At 69.6% G+C, this 18411-nt stretch carries 19 protein-coding genes and 2 pseudogenes; 13 read left to right on the top strand and 8 right to left on the bottom strand.

The window, feature by feature from the left end:
- Positions 1 to 33: 33 nt before the first annotated feature.
- From OG257_RS04455 to OG257_RS04445, 3 genes are all read left to right on the top strand, one after another.
- Entirely contained in the window at positions 34 to 1089 is a 1056-nt protein-coding gene (locus tag OG257_RS04455) for a ferredoxin reductase (protein WP_329204910.1), read from the top strand.
- A 7-nt stretch (positions 1090 to 1096) separates the two neighbouring features.
- A complete protein-coding gene (locus tag OG257_RS04450) occupies positions 1097 to 2215 on the top strand; it encodes a fatty acid desaturase family protein (protein WP_329204908.1) in 1119 nt (372 codons plus the stop codon).
- Positions 2216 to 2673: 458 nt separating this feature from the next.
- Positions 2674 to 2847 carry a CsbD family protein gene (locus OG257_RS04445; protein ID WP_329204906.1) on the top strand — a complete coding sequence of 58 codons (174 nt, stop codon included), beginning with the start codon at positions 2674 to 2676 and terminating at the stop codon, positions 2845 to 2847.
- A gap of 74 nt (positions 2848 to 2921) precedes the next feature.
- Here OG257_RS04445 and OG257_RS04440 read toward each other — a convergent pair.
- Positions 2922 to 3343 (bottom strand): annotated as a pseudogene (locus OG257_RS04440) (DUF2267 domain-containing protein).
- A gap of 36 nt (positions 3344 to 3379) precedes the next feature.
- Between OG257_RS04440 and OG257_RS04435 the strand changes: the two are divergent.
- A pseudogene (locus OG257_RS04435) lies at positions 3380 to 3577 on the top strand (hypothetical protein); the annotation flags it as partial.
- Positions 3578 to 3662: 85 nt separating this feature from the next.
- Here OG257_RS04435 and OG257_RS04430 read toward each other — a convergent pair.
- On the bottom strand, positions 3663 to 4376 hold the full coding sequence (locus OG257_RS04430) for a MerR family transcriptional regulator (RefSeq protein ID WP_329204903.1): 714 nt from the start codon (positions 4374 to 4376) through the stop codon (positions 3663 to 3665).
- 88 nt (positions 4377 to 4464) lie between these two features.
- Here OG257_RS04430 and OG257_RS04425 point away from each other — a divergent pair, with 88 nt between their 5' ends.
- The gene (locus OG257_RS04425) at positions 4465 to 5079 is read left to right on the top strand and encodes a putative immunity protein (RefSeq protein ID WP_329204901.1); all 615 of its coding nucleotides are present in this window, start codon (positions 4465 to 4467) and stop codon (positions 5077 to 5079) included.
- A gap of 119 nt (positions 5080 to 5198) precedes the next feature.
- On the opposite strand, the gene OG257_RS04420 is transcribed toward OG257_RS04425, so the two are convergent.
- Complete coding sequence (locus OG257_RS04420) at positions 5199 to 6107, bottom strand: NAD-dependent protein deacetylase (RefSeq protein ID WP_329204899.1); 909 nt, start codon at positions 6105 to 6107, stop codon at positions 5199 to 5201.
- Between the two features lie 200 nt (positions 6108 to 6307).
- Here OG257_RS04420 and OG257_RS04415 point away from each other — a divergent pair, with 200 nt between their 5' ends.
- Positions 6308 to 6682: a VOC family protein gene (locus OG257_RS04415; protein ID WP_329204896.1), complete on the top strand. Its 375-nt coding sequence runs from the start codon at positions 6308 to 6310 to the stop codon at positions 6680 to 6682.
- A 202-nt stretch (positions 6683 to 6884) separates the two neighbouring features.
- On the opposite strand, the gene OG257_RS04410 is transcribed toward OG257_RS04415, so the two are convergent.
- Both OG257_RS04410 and OG257_RS04405 read right to left on the bottom strand, forming a co-directional pair.
- Positions 6885 to 8165: a hypothetical protein gene (locus tag OG257_RS04410; RefSeq protein WP_329204894.1), complete on the bottom strand. Its 1281-nt coding sequence runs from the start codon at positions 8163 to 8165 to the stop codon at positions 6885 to 6887.
- 36 nt (positions 8166 to 8201) lie between these two features.
- A complete protein-coding gene (locus tag OG257_RS04405) occupies positions 8202 to 9557 on the bottom strand; it encodes a hypothetical protein (RefSeq protein WP_329204892.1) in 1356 nt (451 codons plus the stop codon).
- 228 nt (positions 9558 to 9785) lie between these two features.
- Here OG257_RS04405 and OG257_RS04400 point away from each other — a divergent pair, with 228 nt between their 5' ends.
- The 3 genes from OG257_RS04400 (at position 9786) to OG257_RS04390 (ending at position 12283) form a co-directional block, all read left to right on the top strand.
- Complete coding sequence (locus tag OG257_RS04400; protein WP_329204890.1) at positions 9786 to 10586, top strand: M23 family metallopeptidase; 801 nt, start codon at positions 9786 to 9788, stop codon at positions 10584 to 10586.
- A gap of 190 nt (positions 10587 to 10776) precedes the next feature.
- Entirely contained in the window at positions 10777 to 11808 is a 1032-nt protein-coding gene (locus tag OG257_RS04395) for a winged helix-turn-helix domain-containing protein (protein WP_329204888.1), read from the top strand.
- Positions 11809 to 12016: 208 nt separating this feature from the next.
- Positions 12017 to 12283, top strand: coding sequence for a hypothetical protein (locus tag OG257_RS04390; protein ID WP_329204887.1), 267 nt, complete (start codon positions 12017 to 12019; stop codon positions 12281 to 12283).
- Positions 12284 to 12456: 173 nt separating this feature from the next.
- On the opposite strand, the gene OG257_RS04385 is transcribed toward OG257_RS04390, so the two are convergent.
- Positions 12457 to 14097, bottom strand: coding sequence for a hypothetical protein (locus OG257_RS04385; RefSeq protein ID WP_329204885.1), 1641 nt, complete (start codon positions 14095 to 14097; stop codon positions 12457 to 12459).
- A gap of 507 nt (positions 14098 to 14604) precedes the next feature.
- Positions 14605 to 14985 carry a winged helix-turn-helix transcriptional regulator gene (locus tag OG257_RS04380; protein ID WP_329204883.1) on the bottom strand — a complete coding sequence of 127 codons (381 nt, stop codon included), beginning with the start codon at positions 14983 to 14985 and terminating at the stop codon, positions 14605 to 14607.
- A gap of 83 nt (positions 14986 to 15068) precedes the next feature.
- Between OG257_RS04380 and OG257_RS04375 the strand changes: the two genes are divergently transcribed.
- A complete protein-coding gene (locus OG257_RS04375) occupies positions 15069 to 15503 on the top strand; it encodes a nuclear transport factor 2 family protein (protein WP_329204882.1) in 435 nt (144 codons plus the stop codon).
- Between the two features lie 26 nt (positions 15504 to 15529).
- Positions 15530 to 15703 (top strand): hypothetical protein, encoded by a 174-nt coding sequence (locus tag OG257_RS04370; protein ID WP_329204880.1) that lies wholly within the window; start codon positions 15530 to 15532, stop codon positions 15701 to 15703.
- A gap of 320 nt (positions 15704 to 16023) precedes the next feature.
- Here the strand turns inward: OG257_RS04370 and OG257_RS04365 are convergent, their stop codons facing one another.
- On the bottom strand, positions 16024 to 16887 hold the full coding sequence (locus tag OG257_RS04365) for a helix-turn-helix transcriptional regulator (protein ID WP_329204878.1): 864 nt from the start codon (positions 16885 to 16887) through the stop codon (positions 16024 to 16026).
- A gap of 101 nt (positions 16888 to 16988) precedes the next feature.
- On the opposite strand from OG257_RS04365, the gene OG257_RS04360 reads away from it, so the two are divergent.
- Both OG257_RS04360 and OG257_RS04355 read left to right on the top strand, forming a co-directional pair.
- On the top strand, positions 16989 to 17684 hold the full coding sequence (locus OG257_RS04360) for an SDR family NAD(P)-dependent oxidoreductase (protein ID WP_329204877.1): 696 nt from the start codon (positions 16989 to 16991) through the stop codon (positions 17682 to 17684).
- Positions 17685 to 17694: 10 nt separating this feature from the next.
- Positions 17695 to 18198: an SRPBCC family protein gene (locus tag OG257_RS04355; RefSeq protein ID WP_329204875.1), complete on the top strand. Its 504-nt coding sequence runs from the start codon at positions 17695 to 17697 to the stop codon at positions 18196 to 18198.
- Positions 18199 to 18411 lie beyond the last annotated feature (213 nt).

The raw sequence follows: 18411 nt of genomic DNA, 5'->3' as shown, positions 1-18411 counted from the left end.
ACTTTACGCCCAGGGACACAGCAAGCTGGAGTCATGATGAGTGCGGCCCTGCACAGCAGGGCGTGGAAACTGCTGGAGATGGTCACGACGCCGCTGCTGCCGTCGGACTACCTCGACCTGGTCAGCCCGCTGCGGGCGGGCGCTGACCTGCGGGGGCGCATCGAGGCCGTGCACCCCGAGACGGGTGACGCCGCGACCATCGTGATCAGGCCGGGACGGGGCTGGCGCGGCCACACAGCCGGTCAGTACGTGCGGATCGGGGTCGACGTCGACGGGGTGCGCCTGTGGCGTGCCTACTCCATCACCTCGCCGACCAACCGCCAGGACGGCCGCGTCACGATCACCGTGAAGGCGATCCCGGACGGCAAGGTCAGCAACCACCTGGTCCGCAGGGCGAAACCGGGCACGCTGATCCAGCTCGACCAGCCGACCGGTGACTTCGTGCTGCCGCAGGCCAAGCCCGCCAAGGTGCTCTACCTGACGGCCGGCAGCGGCATCACGCCCGTGATGGGCATGCTGCGCGACACCGAGTTCGACGACGTCGCCATGGTCCACTGCGCGCCACAGCCGCAAGACGTGATCTTCCGCAACGAACTGCACGACCTGGTCGCGGACAAGAAGCTGCGGCTCGCCGAGGTGCACACCGACACGGACGGCATGCTCGACATCGCCCGTCTCGACGAACTCGTGCCCGACTGGGCCGAGCGCGAGACCTGGGCCTGCGGGCCCGCGGGCCTGCTCGACGCCGCCGAAGAGCACTGGACGGAGCACGCCGTACAGGAGCGCCTGCACACCGAACGCTTCCGCCCCGGCATCGTCGTCGCCGGCGACGGCGGCGAGGTCACGTTCAGCGCCACCGGCAAGACCGTCGACGCGGACGGCGCCACGCCGCTGCTGGACATCGGCGAGGAGGCCGGCGTGCTCATGCCCTCCGGGTGCCGCATGGGCATCTGCTTCGGCTGCATCACGCCGCTCAAGTCGGGCGCCGTCCGCGACCTGCGCACCGGTGAGATCACCGAGGCCGAGCCGGGCGTCCTCATCCAGACCTGCGTGTCCGCCGCGGCGGGCCCCTGCGACATCGAACGGTAGGAGCACCTTGACCGCCATCGACCCCACCGCCCACCTGACCGCGGAGCAGATCGAGGAGCTCGGCCGCGAGCTGGACGCGATCCGCGACGAGGTGATCGCCGACCGCGGCGAGAAGGACGCCGCCTACATCCGCAAGGTCATCTCGGCGCAGCGCAGGCTCGAGCTGGTCAGCAGAGGGGTGCTGCTGTTCTCGTTCTTCCCGCCCGCGTGGCTGATCGGCACCGCCGGGCTGTCCGTGGCGAAGATCATGGACAACATGGAGATCGGTCACAACATCCTGCACGGCCAGTGGGACTGGATGCGGGACCCGAAGATCCACTCCACCACCTGGGAGTGGGATCACGTCTCGCCGTCCGAGCAGTGGAAGCACTCGCACAACGAGCTGCACCACACGTACACCAACGTGATCGGCAAGGACAACGACCTCGGCTACGGCATCATGCGCGTCGACGAGGACCAGAGGTGGCACCCGTTCCACCTCGGCCAGCCCCTGTGGAACTTCATCAACGCCTGCTTCTTCGAGTACGGCATCGCGGCGTACGACCTGGAGCTCGGCAAGAACCTCAGCAAGCGCCGCCGCAAGAACCCGGAGTTCCGCGCGCGGGCCAAGGCCGTGGGCCGCAAGATCCGCAAGCAGGTGCTCAAGGACTACGTGATCCACCCGCTGCTGTCGGGCCCGTCGTTCCTCACCACGCTCGCCGCCACGTTCACCGCGAACCTGGTCCGCAACATCTGGACCCACTCGGTGATCATGTGCGGGCACTTCCCCGAGGGCGTGCAGGTCTTCGAGCGCCGGTCGATCAGGGGCGAGACGCGCGGCCAGTGGTACCTGCGCCAGATGATGGGCTCGGCGAACATCAGCGGCAGCAGGGCCATGCACTTCATGACCGGCAACCTGTCGCACCAGATCGAGCACCACCTGTTCCCGGACCTGCCGAGCAACCGGTACGCCGAGGTCGCGGTGAAGGTGCGCGCGCTGTTCGAGAAGTACGAGCTTGAGTACGTCACCGGGCCGCTGCCCAAGCAGGTGTTCTCCGCGTGGCACAAGGTCTTCCGGCTCTCACTGCCGAACAAGAAGCCCAAGGTCAAGACGCCGGACCGCGAGCAGGACCTCGTCGCGGCCTGATTCCCGGTAGCGAGGGCGTCGGCGCTTGTGTGTCCTGCTCGGCGCACGGCGGCGGGGTGGTCCTTGGCGATGCGCTGCGCGAGTGCCCACAGCGCCCGCGCGGGCCCCGTCGGGGAGGGTGGGGCCGAGGGTCTCGTACAGCAGGTGCGGGGCCATGGCGAGCGTGTTCCTGTCGACGGCGGCCAGGCGGTGAAGGCGAGTTTGTCGGGGGTGCGGCCCGCCCTCGCCGCCGTGGTTTTCCCAGGCGGACCTCGTCCTGACGGCACCGGCCTGACGTGATCCCGTGCTCAGCATCAGCCCTGTATGGCCCTGGGCAGATAGTGCCTTTGAAGGGAGGCAGTAGTCCCGGGTGGGGTACGGCTGCGACTGGGGCGATGCCGCCCGTCTGTTTGGGCGGGCGCTCGCCGGTCATACGGGGTTCTGTAAGACCTTTTCCATCGAACAGGGAGTGATCAGCTGTGTCTGGTGAGCAGAAGACCGAGGCAAAGGCCGAGCAGGCCAAGGGCAAGCTCAAGGAGACCGCTGGGCGCCTGACGGGCAATGAGCGGCTGACCGCCGAGGGCCGCGCGGAGCAGGCCAAGGGTGATGCTCGCGAGGCCAAGGAGAAGGTCAAGGACGCTTTCAAGCACTGACCTCGCGTATGCGTCGGGGCCGGGACCGCATCTGCGGTCCCGGCCCCGACGCGTGTCCGCCCAGCCGGTTCCACTCAGGCGGCGGGCTGATGCCGGCGCAGTTGGGCCAGGCCGAAGAGGAGTGCGTAGCCGTCGGGGAGTCGCTGGAGGGTGCGGGCGAGGAGGTCGGGGCCAGCGAGCACGGCGCCGGTGTTCCAGCGGGCAACGGCCGGGCTGACTCCGGTTTGTGTGGCCAGGTCTTCGGCAAACCCCAGCCGCTGAGCTGTTCGATGTCGGGAGTCGAGGATGTCAGGGCGAGGGCCGCTTCGAGCGGCAGGCGCTGGGCGAGGCCGACGCGTTCCTCGCCGGTGATCTGCCGGCGTGCGGCCATGACCGTGCGCACGGATTCTTCCGCGCGTTCACGGGCGGGGTAGACGCCCTCGTAGCGGACGCGTTCCAGCATCCGGTCGAACGTCACGGTAGGAGTGGACCGGTCAGGCCGGAGTTGGGCGTGCATGGCGGTGAGGTGGTCCTTCTCTTCGATGGTTCGCGTTCCGGCCGGGGTGCTGCTCAGGGGATGCCGGAGACCTACCGAGCCCGGCACGCCCTGCGTGACACCGGCCGTGCCCTCGGACCGCCGCCCCACGTCGTCGACAAGGTCGCGAAATCATTCCCGCACATCCGGGCCTGCGACATCCGCGGCGCGCTCAAGGAACTGCCCGAGCTGCGGCAGCTCGCCACCGAGGGCGGAAGCAGTAAGGGAAGGGCGATCCCACGTCCGGAACGGCTGCGGGACTACCGCACGACGAGGTGACAGTGGGGCCTTGCTTCGAGTCTCAGCCGGTTCTCGTGGGTCGGTCCAGGGCGTCCAGGTAGGTGGAGAGCTGACCGGCGGCGTACAGCTGGGCCATTCCGCGGGACGTGAGGTCGCGCCGCCACCCTTCCAGGGTCCTGGCCAGCGCTTCGAGGCTGCCGGCGTTGCGGAGTTCTCCGAGGACGGTGGCGATGGTGCCCAGGGGCCGGCCTCCCCGGCGCAGCAGGTGCGCCAGTTCGGCGTCGCGCACGTCCTGCGCAAGGTATTGGCGGTGCCTGCTGCGCGGGTCACGTCGTGGGGTGAGGACTCCGGCCCGTTCCCAGGTGCGCAGGGTGGCCGGGTTGAGCTCGAGGTGGCGGGCGAGTTCACCGACGCTGTACGGCGCCCGAGCGCCGGCCACCGTATCCGGGGCGGCGGTTCCGAGATGTGAGAGTGCCGCTTCGACGGTTCGCAGCGTGTTGCGGTCGCGAGCCAGGAGCGCGTGCCCGTCGTCGACGTACTCCAGTGCTTCGTCGAGTTGGCCGCCGGTGACGGCATGCATGATGCGCCGGCTCGTCGAGTGGCCGAAGGCAGGGACGAGCGCCAGGTAGGCCGCGAGGCCGGCCGCATGAGTGGCCGTGTAGTCCCGGTACCCCGTCCGGCTGCGGTGGGCGGGCGGGATGATGCCGGCAGCCTCGTAGTTGCGGACCGCCTGCGTGGAGAGGCCGTGGCGACGAGCCAGGTCCACAGGCCGCATATGACCTCCGGTTGAGGGTTCTGACGCAGGTGAGCGGAGGTTTCGTCGTAAAGTCTCCACCGGGCGTTCAAGGATACGATTCAAGACCATGGCGCAGAGCACACACACCGTGTCCGGAGACTTCGATCTGACGATGGACGAACTGCGCGTCGTGGCGCGCTACGTGGTTCGGCACGCAGAGGACGTCCTGTCGGTCTTCGAGCAGGCTGTTCCCGACGATCCGCGCCCCCGTGCGGCTATCGACGCGGCCTGGACGTTCATCAACGGCGCCAACAGGACGAAATTGCAGCGCGTCACCTCCCTCGACGCTCATCGAGCCGCCCGGTCCGCGCCCACCGAAGCCGCGCGACTGGCCGCGCGATCCGCCGGTGACGCCGCATCGGCCGCGTACTTGCACCCCATCGCCCAGGCCGGCCAGGTCGGCCACATCCTGCGGGCCTGCGCGAGCGCTGCGCATATCGGGGAGATGGAGGCGGGCGGTGATCCCGGCGTCGGGGATGTCCTGCTGGAACGGTCGCGTCAACGTGCGACACCGGTGCTCATCGACGTACTCTGCCGCTACCCGCTCGCGGCAGGCGGCAGCAGTCGTGTCGCCCGACTGATGAGCACTCTGGATCGTTCCCTGCGTCAGGCGGCCGACCGGCCGCCAGAGCACACCGCAGCGAGCGGCGCCGATGGGCGCAGGAGGGCGTGCACGTCATGATCCTCCCGATCCGCGACCCACAGGTCAGCACCCTGGGCGAGCGGCTGCCGTGCCGGCGCCCCGGACAGCCGGCTCGATGAAACGCACCGATGCCCGGCCCCGGACAGCCGGCCCCAACCTCATCCGGTCCGTTCCGCCGTCTCGTCGCCGACAGGGACGCCCAGTCGGCCGGCCACGGCGGTGAGGGCCCTTCCCAGCGGAAGCGCAACACGAGTGACAGCGTGCAGGTCGCCCCGGGTCGGATCCCGGTTGACGATCAGCACCGGCTTTCCGGTCTTGGCCGCCTGACGGACGAACCGCAGCCCTGACATCACCGTCAGTGAGGATCCCAGAACCAGCAGTGAAGTCGCCTCACGGACCAGTTCGCGGCAGCGCTCCACTCGCTGCGGGGGCACGGCTTCGCCGAAGAAGACCACGTCCGGCTTGAGAACGCCGTCGCAGACCGTGCAGGACATCACGCGGAAGTCCCCGACTTGTCCGTCGGTCAGGTCGGCGTCACCGTCCGGGTTGATCGCGGCGGCCACCGGTCCGAATCCCTCATTGGCCTCCTCCAGCCGCGCGGCGAGTTCATGGCGCGGACTCGATGCGCCGCAGGAAAGGCAGACGACCCGGTCAAGGCTTCCGTGGAGTTCCACCGCGTTCTCGCTGCCGGCGGCCTCATGCAGGCCGTCCACGTTCTGCGTGATCACACCGGAGAGCAGGCCGTGATCCCCGAAGGCGGCCACCGCCCGGTGCCCGGCGTTGGGGCGGGCGCGGCCGAAGGTGCGCCAGCCGAGGTGGCTGCGCGCCCAGTACCGGCGCCGGGCCTGAGCGCTTGCGATGAAGTCCTGGTAGGTCATGGGAGTGTGCCGGCTCAGGCTCCCGCCCTCACCCCGGTAGTCGGGAATGCCCGACTCGGTGGAGATGCCCGCGCCACTGAGGACCAGCACACCGCCGGTGCTGAGCGCATCGACGACCGGCCCCAGATCCGCGGTAGCCGGTGGCAGGTCCTGGGTAGGGGTCCAGCTCAGAGTGGGGCGCATGCGCATGCACCCAGGGTACGGAAAAGGCCGCCACCCGATGCCTGGATCACCACCCCGTCCCGGGCTCCCGCTCTTTCATCGGCGGCCCCGGCGGAGGCCGACCGCGGCGGCGGCTCTCGCGCTGGGCCGGCGGCGCGCCGGATGGAACCCGCTCCTTCTGTGCGCAGGCAGAGGCGTGAGAGCGAGTGGCGGGGCAGGGTGAGGGCATGACGACGACGCTCGGTGCCTTGGTTCTCGGTACGCCCGACCCACGTGTCCTCGCCGACTTCTACCGGGCTCTGCTTGGCTGGCAGGAAGTCGATCGCGAGCCGGACTGGGTCCGCCTGCGGGCTCCGGAAGCGGAACGCCCCGGCCTCAGCTTCCAGCTGGAAACGGACCACAGGCCCCCGGCTTGGCCACAACGCCCGGGTACTCAGCAGATGCAAGCGCACCTGGACCTGCAGGTCGACGACCTCGAAGTGGAGACCGAGCGAGCTTGCGCCCTGGGCGCGACGCTGGAGGAGCACCAGCCTCAAGAGGGAGTACGGGTATTCCGTGACCCTCATGGTCATCCGTTCTGCCTCTTCCTCCCGGGCGCCTGAACGACCCCGGCACCTCACCGGGCAGCGGCGCGCGGCCGCCCGGACCGCCCGTGGACCGCCGGACGCGACAGAGCCGGACGCGACAAAGCCGGACGCGACAGAGCCGGCCGCCGGTGCCACCGGCGGCCGGCCCACGAGGAGTGCCGCCGCACGGACGGGCGCGGCGATCTGCCTCACGAATGGGAAGGACGGACTTGGCGGATCAGCAGTTCGGAACGCCGGGAAGCCAGCTGTCGGCCACGTCGATGAAGATGTTGGACACGTAACCGCCGTAGTCCGGCAGGTAGGACCAGGCGTCATTGCTGTGGCCGTCGACCTGGACGAGCTGGCCGTGTACCTGGCACTGCACACGCACCGTCGTGGGACCGGGGAGCTGTGCGACCCGGGTGGACGCGCTGGTGGGCTGCTGACGAATGTTGACGTCGGTGCCCCAGGTCGGGAAGGACGTGGTCGGAGCGCCGCTGCCGGTCCACAGATAGGTGACGGTGACCCAGCCGTTGTTGTTCAGGCCGACGTTGTAGAACGTACCGTCGGCAAGATCTATGCCTGCCGGGTTGAGCACCCTGCGACCGGACCCGTCCAGCCCGCCGTTGTAGCCCTCCTGGTAGGCAGCCTGGGCCTCGGGCTTGCCCTGCGGCAGGTCCTTGAAGGACTCGCGGACCGAGGACGGGTTCCAGTAGTCGTCGCGAGTGTTCCACGGGCCGACGTCCCAGACCGGGGCGGTCTCGCAGCGCGCGGGGCCGCAGACGCGGACCGAATACTGACCGCTGCCCTTCGGTGAGAGGCCCCGCCGGGAGGGGAGCGCCACGAAGTGATCGTTGGGGACGATCACGTGCCCGTTCGCAGTGGTGCCGCCGACCAGGCCCTCACGGGTTGCGTAGACGCTGGCCGTTACGGCTTCCGCGGCCGCCGCTTCGTTCAGCGTGCTGTCGAGTTCTGCGCTCAGTGCCAGGGCGTGCACAGTCGGCGCGGTGCCGTCCGGAGCGGAGACGAGGGTGATACGGGTCTGCACGCGGGTGACGGCCCGGGGCAGCAGCGCGGGGGAGTCGTCCCGCGCTTCGCGCCACTCGGTCCACCGGCCCAGCCCGTCCTGTCCGCGTACGTCGACGGCGACCTGGGAGCCGGTGGGAACGGTGGCGTCGAGGTCCGGGGTGATCAGGTCGACCGCGCGGTCGAGTATTCGCGTGGGCAGCAGGACCGTGCCCTGTCCGCGGGCGACATGGGCGGAGGCGGGCCGCAGGCCGGGATCGCGGAGACGCAGACTGCCGTCCACACGGCGGACGTTGGTCTCGTCACCGGTGGGTGCGGACAGGTCCGTCCGCCAGCTGACGCTCCCGAGCGGGGCGTCAGCGGGCGCGGAAACACGGGCGGCGGCGGGGCCGGCGGTGAGCGTGAGAGCCACCACGGCCAGCAGGGAGACGGCGATGGCCGACCCTCGTCCCACGGGTAGGGGGCGGGCGTTCGGTCTCAGGTTGCGGCGCACTGTGCGCCTCCTTCTCGGTGGGGGCGGGGAAGGCGTTTACGGGCAGTTGGGTACGCCCGGGAGTGTGTTGCCGGGAGTGCTGATGTAGATGTTGGTGATCCAGCCGCCGTACTGGGGCAGATAGGCCCACCAGTCGTTGAGGTAGGGCGGAACAGATACCTGTCCGCCCTGCTTCTGGCAGCCGACGAGGACGTCCACTCCGGCGGGCAGAGTGGTGAGGGCGGCGGAGGAAGTGGTGGCGGCCGCGCGGACACGGACGCCGCTGCCCCAGGTGGTGAACCGGGTGCCGGAGGGGCGGACGGCTCCGGGCACGTTCAGGGAACCGGTGAGTGCGGTGACCTTGCTGTAGGCGGTTCCGTACGGGGTGCCGTCGGGGTGCAGGGTGAGGACGGCGACCACCGTACGGTCGTCGGGGCCCACGGTTCCGGTGGTGTGCAGGGCCTCGGACGTCAGATCCAGCGCGGGCACCGCGGCATCGCCGGAAGGCGGCGCGAAGGGGGCCGCAGCGTCGGTGGGCGTCCTTCGGGATCCGGGCCTCGCGGTGTCGTTCCGGAGCGTGGTCGGGCTGAGGGCCTTGCCTGAGGCGATGCCGGCCGGTGCCTGAGGAGCGACACAGCCCCCGGAAGTGAAGCCCGACCAGCCCTGCTTGACCGCCCCTGGCGCCTCGAACGCGGAAGGCAGCCCGAAGCCTTGGTCGAAGCCGTCTGCGGCACAGCGGGTGGACCGGTGCAACGCCCCCAGGACGTGGTCCCGCACGGGTGCCGGCGCCTGGTCGAGGAGATAACGGTAGACGCGGACGGTGTCCGCGGCAGTGGTCGCCGTGTAGCCCCAGTAGCCGGGATAGGCGGCCGGAGGCGGTGCTGTACCGGTGAGCCCCAGGCGGGGCACCATGCGCGAGATCACGGAACTGCCGCCACCGGTGGACCAGTAGTGACTCGCGGCGGCGTCGTCGCTGCTGCTGAGCATCGCCCCGAGCCGGTCCCGGTCCGCCTGCGGCAGATCGTAGGCCGGCCCCCGATTCCACATGTAGTCCAGTGCGAGCAGCAACTTGACCACCGATGCGGAGCGGAATACGCGGTCCGGCTGGTGCGATTCGGTGAAGCGGCCGGTGAGCCGGTCGAACACCGCGACGCCCGCTGTGACGTCGGCGGGGATGTCCACGACGGTTCGGGTCTCCGCTTCAACTGCCGCCGCCGGCCCGGCTCCCGTGACACCGGACCCGGTGGACGGGAGGTGCGCGGAGCCGGCGGACTGCGGACCGTTACGAGCGGCGGCGGAGGGAGACACGAGAGGTTCGGCCACCGCGGAGCCGGCGTACACGGCGATCAGCGCGGCAGACATGAGGGCGGCGCCGAGCAGCGACATACGGCGGGCGGGACGGAGCGGAAACATGAATGGGGGGCTCCTTCGGGGCACGGACGCACCGAGCCGGCGGCCTGGTGACGCTGTGGCACGTGAGCAAACGGTGGTGGGGGGCGGCCACGAGACGCAAGCAATTCGTTCCTGGTCGAAGGAGGCCGCCGCACGCTTGTCACCGGCACGGGCCGCCGCTACGTTCCCGACGTCTTACCGCGCCTCCGCCCGGTTCCGTCCGGGCGCCTCCCCCACCTAGGAGCATTCGTGAGGTTTCTCAGACGTCTTCCGGCTCTGTTCGTCGCGGCACTCATGGCCCTGGCCGGACTGTCGGTCGCCCCGGCGCAGGCCGGGGAGGCCGGTGCGACGGCCGCGCCCGTCTTCAAGGCGCCCTACCCCTGCGGCCAGCAATGGACGTACAGCCACCACTCGGCCGAGGTGCGCCGAGCGCTGGACTTCGTGCGCTCCGACGGTGGTACGACAGCCGGCACCCCGGTGCTCGCCTCGGCCGCCGGCACGGCCACCCGCTACTCACAGCCGAGCGGTGCCGGCAACTACATAGCCATCAACCACGGCGGCGGCTGGACGACGTACTACTTCCACCTCTCCGCGTACTCCGTGCCGAGCGGTGCGTCCGTCGCCCAAGGACAGCAGATCGGCGTCACCGGCAGCACGGGCAACTCCTCCGGGGCGCACATTCACTACGAGCAGCTGCTCAACGGAGTGGGCCAGAACATCGTGATCAACGGCGTCGGCCTCTCCTACCCCGGCAGCTACAACCAGGCGTACCTGACCAGTGACAACGGCTGCGGTGGCAGCGGCTTCCCCTTCAACACCTGGGGGAGCGGGGTGAACGTCCGTGCCGACGCGCGCGTCAACGCCGCCGTCGTCACCACCCTCGCGGGTCCGACGGCTGTGCGGGTGCTGTGCCAGAAGCAGGGTGACACCGTCAACGCCGAGGGCTACAGCAACAACTGGTGGAGCAAACTGCGCGACCAGAACGGCTTCATCAGCAACATCTACATCGACCACCCGGACGCGAAACTGCCCGGGGTCCCTCTCTGCTGAACCGTGACAGTGCGTCGTGGGGGCCCGGCCCGGGGCGAATTCCGGTCGGGCCTCCACGAGTTCCGGTCGGATCCTCGATCGATCGCCTCACGTTGCTGACATGCATGCGTCACATCTGTGATGCGCGTAGAGTTCCGCAGGGCGGGCGCCGTCAAGCGCCTGTGACCACCGGGGGTGCGCTGTGCTACGGGTGGAATTCACGAGCCAGGAGCTGGCCCGCTTACGCGTCGCGTCCGGCGTGGACCCGCTCTGGGAAACCGCGTTGAGTCTGCACCTCCTGCAGAACCGACAGGCGCCCCTCGCGTTCGGAGCCTGGCGCCGCGAGGTGGGGACAGCTCTGCGGCAAGCCGGCCTGGTCTCCCTGACACGTGCCCTGACGCGACTCTGCCCGGACGGCTCCTACTTCCCCGATTTCCTGACGCCCGGCCGCGGTGACGCCGATCTCGAAACCGGGCTCGACCGGCTGCTGTCCACCCCCCGGCACCGATTGCGGGCCGAACTCACCCGTCTGCACGCCCACACCGGACAACCCGCACCGGCCGGTCTGCGCCCGCTCGCCGACGGCTGCCCGAAGGCGCTGCACCGCCTCGGTACCGCTCTGCGCGCCTATCACCAGGTGGCAGTCGAGCCCTACCTCGCCTCGATGCGCGCTCAGGCGGCGGCCGACCGGACCATACGCGTCCAAGCTGTCCTCACGCATGGCGCGGAGGGACTGCTCACCGGGTACGACCAACTGCCCGGATGGCGCTACCAGGACCAGAGGCTCCACGCCCCCTACCCCATCGAACGCGAACTCACCCTGCGTGGACGGGTATTGACACTCATCCCGGCTTTCTTCTGCGTTCGCGCCCCGCTCGCCCTCGTCGATGAGGAACTGCCCCCGGTGCTCGTCCACCCCCTCTCGCCCGCGCCCGGCTGGCTCGAACGCCGCCACCACGGCGGGGACGCCCCGGTGGCCCAGCTCATCGGCGCCTCGCGTGCCGAACTCCTCAGGGTGCTGGACCGTCCGATGACCACCATGGACATCGCCGCGGCGCTGCGACTCGCACCGTCGACGGCCAGCCGGCACGCCACCGTTCTCCGGGAGGCGGGGCTGCTCCTCTCCCAGCGCCAAGGTGTACGCGTGCTCCACCACCGGACCGGGCTCGGCCGGGCGGTGCTGGACGGGACTCTGGCACCTCAGGGTGGGTCAGCTGAGCCAGTGGCGTCGGCAGGCTCGTAGGAGCCCACAACGCCCGGACGCGACCATGGCCCCCGTCCGGTCGCGAGGCGGGCATCCGCCGAACGTGCCCAATGCGCCGAGGCCCGGACACGTCTTCCGGCCTCTGCTTCCAAGTCGTGGTGTTTCCATGGAGCTTGTGGGTACCCGCTGGGTCGGGCCGGTCCATTCCGGGACCAGGTCGCAGAGTGATCACTCGAAGGGGTGGCAGATGACAACGCAGTACGGAAACCAACCGACCGGCCAGCAGCCCCACGGTGCACCGCAGCGCGCGTCGACCGGCAACGTGCTGAGCATCATCGCGATGGTGCTGGGCGTGATCTCGCTGATCCTTCTGCCGATCGTCTTCGGCGTGATCGGCCTGGTGCTGGCCATCATCGCCAAGACCGTCCGGCACGAGCGGCTCGCCGTGCCCGCCATCGTGGTCAGCGCCGTCGGCCTGCTCGGTGGCATGCTCCTCGGCGCCCTGCTGGCGTAACGCACGAACTGATCCGACGCCGGTGCTACCTCGGCCGGTTGTTGTGCCCCACGCACCACTGGGGCACCACAACCGGCCGAGGTGTTTTCCGGGCGGGACGGGCGGCTCGGTCTCTGCGGGGCAGCGGACCACTCGCCGCATCCGAGCCGCGCTTCTCGACCCACCCGTGTGCGTCACCCCAGGGGCGTCGTGCACCTCGTCGTCGTGCCGTCACTGAGGCACGCGCGGACGGATCGGCCGTCTGTCGCCTTCATGGTGCCGGCGTCGGCGACCTTCTCGTACGGGCTGCCGGGCCGCTTGTCCTCCAGCCACGCCGTCACGCCCTGGGTGTCCGTGCTGGCCCAGGCGTAGTAGTCGGTGACCGACCACTGCGGTCGGGAGCCGGCCAGCGTGACCCTGGCACCGCTTGGTAGCGTCGCCGTCGCCCAGTCGGTCGCCACCGAGGCCCACGCGGTCACGGTGCCAGGAGCGACGCCCTCGCACGCCTGACCCGGTGCGCACGGGCCGATCGGGCCTTGGGTCGACGTCTGGTAGATGTTGTTTCCCTGATGGGTGGCGAATGCCCACTTTTTGCCATCCACGACCAGCCCGGCGATCTCTTCGCCCGACAGCGGGTCCAGCGCGACCATCTTCGTCGTGCCCGAGGCCGTCAGCCGGGCGTCGGGCAGAGGTTCGGGCCGGGTGGTGCGGGAGTCGGCGCCGCCGGAGGCATGCTTCATCAGGGTGGCGGAGACGTCGTCACGGCCGGGCGGGAGTTCCGCCTTGCCCCAGTAGTACATGTGGTACGGGTCCCAGGTGGGGCGGCCCCGGTAGATCGTGAACCGGCCACCCAGATAGATGTTGGCGTCCTCCACCACATCAGGATCGTAGGTCGGCATCCACTCGGTGACACTTGCCGGGTCTATGCCCGTGCACGGGAGTTCCGCACACGGCGCCTGGGTGGGGGCTGTGGCCGTCACGTCCGCGTCCCGGGTGCACTCGGTGCCCGTCGCGTCACTGACGCAGGCTCGCAGTTCCGGCAGCCACGAGTACGCGCGGGTGGAGCCCGTCGTCGTACGTGAGGCGGCGGCGGGGGTGAACTCGGTGTACACCTGCCCCCAGCGGCCCTGCCCCTGCCATGCCTCCAGCCAGAACCGGCCACCCGCCGGAAGTCCGCCCTCGGCCCAGCCGAGGTAGGTGCCCTGCTGCAGCCGTCCGTCGGCTTTCTGCACGTACGCCCCCGACGGCAGTTCGACCCGGTCGGTGGTGGAGCGTTCGACGTACGACCAGTCGGACGCCGGGATCGCGTCAGGGTCTGCGTCCGAACACCAGCCCTCGCACGGTCCGACCGGGACCACCTCGGCTCCGTAGGAGGCGACGCACGCGCGCTCGGTGCCGTCGCTCACGCAGGCGCTGTTGGTGTACGCCCCCTGGGGGATCGCGGTGGAGTACTGGAACATGCCGGTGGTTCCTGTGGTGTCACGGTACGAACGCGGGTGCTCCAGCGTCGTCGTGGTGTTGATGCCGTCACCCCAGTTCTCCTCGGCCCGCAGCCACACGCGCGCTTTTGCGACCCCGGAGCCGAGTTGCACCTGCGCCCACGCGTAGGTACGGCCGGCGTCCCAGTCCGGCTTGCCGGTGTACAGGGTGATCCGGGTGCCGGAGGCCAGCGTCGTCTCCTTCAGGACCTTCGGCGCACCGCCGGGCTGCCATGCCGTTACCTGGCCCGGATCGGTCCCTTCGCAAGGGAGTTGCGGGCAGGGCGCCGGTACGGCGGCGGCCGTTGCCGTCGGAGCCGTCAGCAGCGCGGCGATCGCGGCGGCTGCCGCCGGCAAGGCGCAGAGGGACCACCGTCGCCGCCGCGACACACCGGTGTGCGCCCGTCTTCGTCTGCTGCCTCCTGGGTGTTGGCCGCTTGCCGTCTGTAGAGCTGCCCCGTTGTCCATCCCGCCTCCAGTGCATCGTGTCCCTGTGGTGAAGGGCACATGGCCCGGGCCGATGGAACCGGCGACCGCTCTCGGGACCGTCTCGCCCATGTCTCCGGGAGCGGGTTCCGGTCACCCCGGGGCGGCCAGGCGCGGCGGTCAGTTGGTCGGGGTGCGGGCGGTACGCGCGGGGGCCAGGGCGGGTGGAAGGGCCCGCGCGGCCTCTACCGGGAGTGGCCGGAATGGCTGTCGTGGCTGTGGTGAGGCGGGTACGAACGAGATGTGTTGCATCGAATGCAACATTCGACAGGTCCCGAGCCTGCCCTTTTCCTCTGGTCAGCCCCTAGTCCGTTTTCCGCACGTGGGTGACCGTCTGGTCTTGAAGTCGTACGGAGTATTTCTGGGCGGCGGCTGCCGTCAGCCGTTGTGTTCGCGGTCGTAGGCGGCTTGGGCGGCGGCGACCGTGCCGCCGTGTCGCTTGGCCCAGTCGGTGAGTTCCAGCAGCGACTTGTGGAGTTCCTGGGCCATCTCCGTCAGCGTGTACTCGACCTTGGGCGGAACGACCGGATGGACGGTGCGTACGAGCAAGCCGTCCCGCTCCAGCTTGCGCAGCTTGAGCGTGAGCATGCGCCTGCTGATCCCTCTGATCGAACGTTCCAGCTCCGTGAACCGAACCGGACCCTGCGCAGCGGCTACCAGGATGCCGATGCTCCACTTCCCGGAGACGTGATCGAGGACCTCCGAGACCGGGCACGCCTCGCTGGCCAGGGCTGATACATCGATGTGACTGTGGGACATGAATGTGCCTTCTTCCGCCGGGCTCGACAGTCACCAATCATGTACTCCGTATCAAATCGTGTACCAAACCGGAAGGCGGCTCAATGCTTCGGGAACTCGCAGACCGCGCCGCGATCGTGGACGCCGTGATCGCGTATGCGACGTCCGTGGACACCAGGGACTGGGAGGCACTGGGCGCGTTGTTCACCGATGACGCTTGCTGGGAGTACAGCGGTTCGGGAGAACGGCTCTGCGGGCCTGACGCGATCGTTGCCAGGATCAGCACCAGCGTGGAGCGCTTCGACGCCACCCATCATCTGAACGGCAACCATGTCGCCGCAGTGCAGGGTGACGAGGCCGAGCACACGTGCTACTACCAGGCCCAGCATGTCCGCCTTGGCCTGCCCGATGGCGAGAAGTTCCTTGGCGGGGGTCGCTACGACGACCGGCTGCGCCGCACCCCGGACGGCTGGCGGTTCACGCACCGCAGGATCACCAGCGTCTGGAGCGAGGGAAACCCCGCCGTGATCACGTCCTAACGGCGGGCCAGTGATCCTCAGCGGAGTTGTCGGGGGTCGATGTCGAGCAGGTCAGCCGCGTTGTTGAGTTCACCACCGACCGCTACAGCACCCGGGAAGGCCGCGCGTACTTCACCTTTGCCCACCACCCCGTCCTGCTTCCGCCTACCCTGGCAGCCCTGCTGGAGCAGCAGATCCACGCGCCGCGGCATCGGTTCTGACCCTCATGCGTGCCAACGGCCTGCCCATCCTCAGCGCCCGCAACACCGCCATGATCGAGGCGGTCACGGAACTGCCTCCGGTGATCGTTAGCGACCTGTTCGGTATCACCGCCTCCACCGCCCATCGGTGGGGCCAACCGGCAAGTGAGAGCTGGGCCGGGCCGGCTACCTCGCCGCCCGCATCGCCGAGGGCGAGGAGAGATGAGCTCGTGCTGGACCGGCCCGGACCGAACCGGCTGCAGTCCGCCTTGGGCCGACGCCGCGCGCTGCCTGAAGCAGAAGGTCCTTACCGATCCGAAGTAGTTGGACAAGCCCGCAATTCACACGGACCGGGAGGGGGCGGTGCCGGTGACGCGTGTGAGGTCGAGTTTGGTGGCGTCTTCACTGTCGAGCTCGGTCGTGTAGATGACGACCTTGAGGTCGGTATCGGTCGCTGTGAGGATGTCGCAGTTGACCGTGATATCGCCGACGGACGGGTGTCGGACGGTCTTGCGGTCCTCCGTGTGGTTGGCGACGGCGCCCTCTTGCCACAGCTCGGCGAAGCGCGGGTTGCCGTCGATGGTTCTGCGCAGCAGGCGAGTCAGTCGCGGGTCGTTGGGGTAGCGGGCGGAGGCCCTGCGCAGGTCCGCGACGATGGCGCGGTCCGATGCTTCGGGGTCCAGCTCGGTGACCGGCCAGGTGGCGAGCTGCCCGCGGTCGGAGGCGACGGGGAAGCGGGCGCGCACGAGGCTGCGTTCGTCCGGTGGGATCGTGGCGGGGTCGCCGAGGAGTGCGGCCCAGCTGCGGTTCCACCACAGCAGGCGCCAGTCCGCGGCGAAGACCGCCACCGGGGTATCGCCCAGCCGCTGGATGACGCGCTGCATGCCGGGCGGGATGTGCTCGCTGATCGTGTTGTCGTCCGGCGCGCGCAGGCCGGCCAGCTGGTACAGGTGATCGCGCTCGGCGCGGTTCAGGTGCAGAGCGCGGGAGAGAGCCCCGGCGACCTGGGCCGAGGGGGTGGTGGAGCGCCCCTGTTCCAGGCGCACGATGTAGTCGACGGACAGACCGGCGAGCTCGGCCAGCTCCTCGCGGCGCAGACCGGAGGTTCTGCGGCCGTGCCGTGCCGGGAGTCCCGCGGCGGCCGGGGTCAGCCGATTGCGCCAGGAACGGATCGTGGCGCCCAAACCGGTCTCGTCTGCGCTCATGATCCCATTGTGCGGCGCGCCGGGCCGGTGAGGGTGGTACCCGTTTTCCTACCGAATGGCTTTCTCTGGTTGCTTCCCGCCCCGGTGTCGATGCTGGATCCATGAACATCACCTTCATCACCGGGGCCAACAAGAGCCTCGGCTTCGAGACCGCCCGCCGCCTCGCCTCCCTGGGGCACACCGTCCTCCTCGGCGCCCGCGACCCGGAGCGCGGCCAGGCCGCCGCCACCGAGCTCGGCGCCCGCTTCGTTCTGATCGACGTCACCGACGACACCTCCGTCGCCGCGGCCGTCGCCGACATCGCGGCCCAAGAAGGCCGCATCGACACCCTCATCAACAACGCCGGCGTCCCCGGACCGGCCGTGCCCGCCGAGCAGCTCACCGCGGCCGACGCCTCGCACGTCTTCGAGATGAACGTCGTCAGCATCGTCCGCGTGACCAGCGCGTTCCTGCCGTTGCTGCGCAAGGCGCAGCATCCGGCCGTGGTGAACGTCAGCAGCGGCATGGGATCACAGGCCCTGACCCACGACCCCGAGCGCGTCGAGTCGCAGTTCCCGATGCCGCTGTACACCGCCTCCAAGGCGGCGGTGACGATGCTGACCACCCAGTACGCCAAAGCTTTGACGGACATCCGGGTGAACGCGGCCGACCCCGGCTTCACCGCCACCGACTTCAACGGCCACCGAGGCACCCAGACCGTCACGGAGGGCACCGACGCGATCGTCACCCTCGCGACCGAACACCCGAACGCCGGAACGGGCCGTTTCATCGACCGCTTCGGCCCCGTCAGCTGGTAAGGACACGACCATGACACTGATCAATGACGGAGACGTCAGCGTCCCGGTGACCGTGCAGACCCGCACCACGCTTACTCCGCGAGAAGCGTTCGACATCATCGTGCCGATCGACCTCTCCCTCGTCTTCACCGGCTGGGGCCCTTTCCCCGGCGTCCGCGGCGCAAAGAACCAGACCGGGGCCTGGGACGCGGCCGGCCAGTCGCGCAACCCGGACCTCAGTGACGGTTCCACCGCCGTCGAGCGCCTGACCGAGTACACCGCCCCGCACTCTTTCGCATACGAGCTCACCGAGTTCACCAACGTGCTGGGCCGTCTGGTCAGCGGCGTACGTGGTGAATGGACCTTCAGCTCCGACGGAGACGGCACCCTCATCCGCTGGACCTACGAGTTCAAGCCCCTGCCCGGACGAGGACCCCTCGTACGCCTGGGCCTCGCACCCGCATGGCGGCGCTACATGATCGACGGCGTGAACAAGGCAGCCCAGGTGGCGGAAGAGATCGCCCACCGACGGTGACTCACCCCGGTCCGCACGAGGCCCCTGGTTGCCTGTGACCTTGCACCTCAATGCTCCGCCCCGTCCCCGTCGTCGTCGAGCCCGGCGGCATGCGGGTCACGCAGACGGAGGGGGAGGCGTTGGCGGAGGACACGGGATCACCTCGCGGGCGGGCAGTCACGGTCAAGTCCGGCTGCATCCGGGGCGCTCACCGGTCTGAGACGGCAGTTCTCC

The organism is Streptomyces sp. NBC_00683 (assembly GCF_036226745.1).
GTDB lineage: Bacteria > Actinomycetota > Actinomycetes > Streptomycetales > Streptomycetaceae > Streptomyces.
This window is presented reverse-complemented; position numbering and strand designations above follow the sequence as displayed.

Coding starts and splice junctions, on each gene's coding strand:
- OG257_RS04415 (WP_329204896.1), top strand. CDS start 6,308: ATGACGACGACGCTCGGTGCCTTGGTTCTCGGTACGCCCGACCCACGT.
- OG257_RS04430 (WP_329204903.1), bottom strand. CDS start 4,376: ATGCGGCCTGTGGACCTGGCTCGTCGCCACGGCCTCTCCACGCAGGCG.
- OG257_RS04455 (WP_329204910.1), top strand. CDS start 34: ATGATGAGTGCGGCCCTGCACAGCAGGGCGTGGAAACTGCTGGAGATG.
- OG257_RS04360 (WP_329204877.1), top strand. CDS start 16,989: ATGAACATCACCTTCATCACCGGGGCCAACAAGAGCCTCGGCTTCGAG.
- OG257_RS04355 (WP_329204875.1), top strand. CDS start 17,695: ATGACACTGATCAATGACGGAGACGTCAGCGTCCCGGTGACCGTGCAG.
- OG257_RS04405 (WP_329204892.1), bottom strand. CDS start 9,557: ATGTTTCCGCTCCGTCCCGCCCGCCGTATGTCGCTGCTCGGCGCCGCC.
- OG257_RS04420 (WP_329204899.1), bottom strand. CDS start 6,107: ATGCGCATGCGCCCCACTCTGAGCTGGACCCCTACCCAGGACCTGCCA.
- OG257_RS04365 (WP_329204878.1), bottom strand. CDS start 16,887: ATGAGCGCAGACGAGACCGGTTTGGGCGCCACGATCCGTTCCTGGCGC.
- OG257_RS04380 (WP_329204883.1), bottom strand. CDS start 14,985: ATGTCCCACAGTCACATCGATGTATCAGCCCTGGCCAGCGAGGCGTGC.
- OG257_RS04425 (WP_329204901.1), top strand. CDS start 4,465: ATGGCGCAGAGCACACACACCGTGTCCGGAGACTTCGATCTGACGATG.
- OG257_RS04390 (WP_329204887.1), top strand. CDS start 12,017: ATGACAACGCAGTACGGAAACCAACCGACCGGCCAGCAGCCCCACGGT.
- OG257_RS04375 (WP_329204882.1), top strand. CDS start 15,069: ATGCTTCGGGAACTCGCAGACCGCGCCGCGATCGTGGACGCCGTGATC.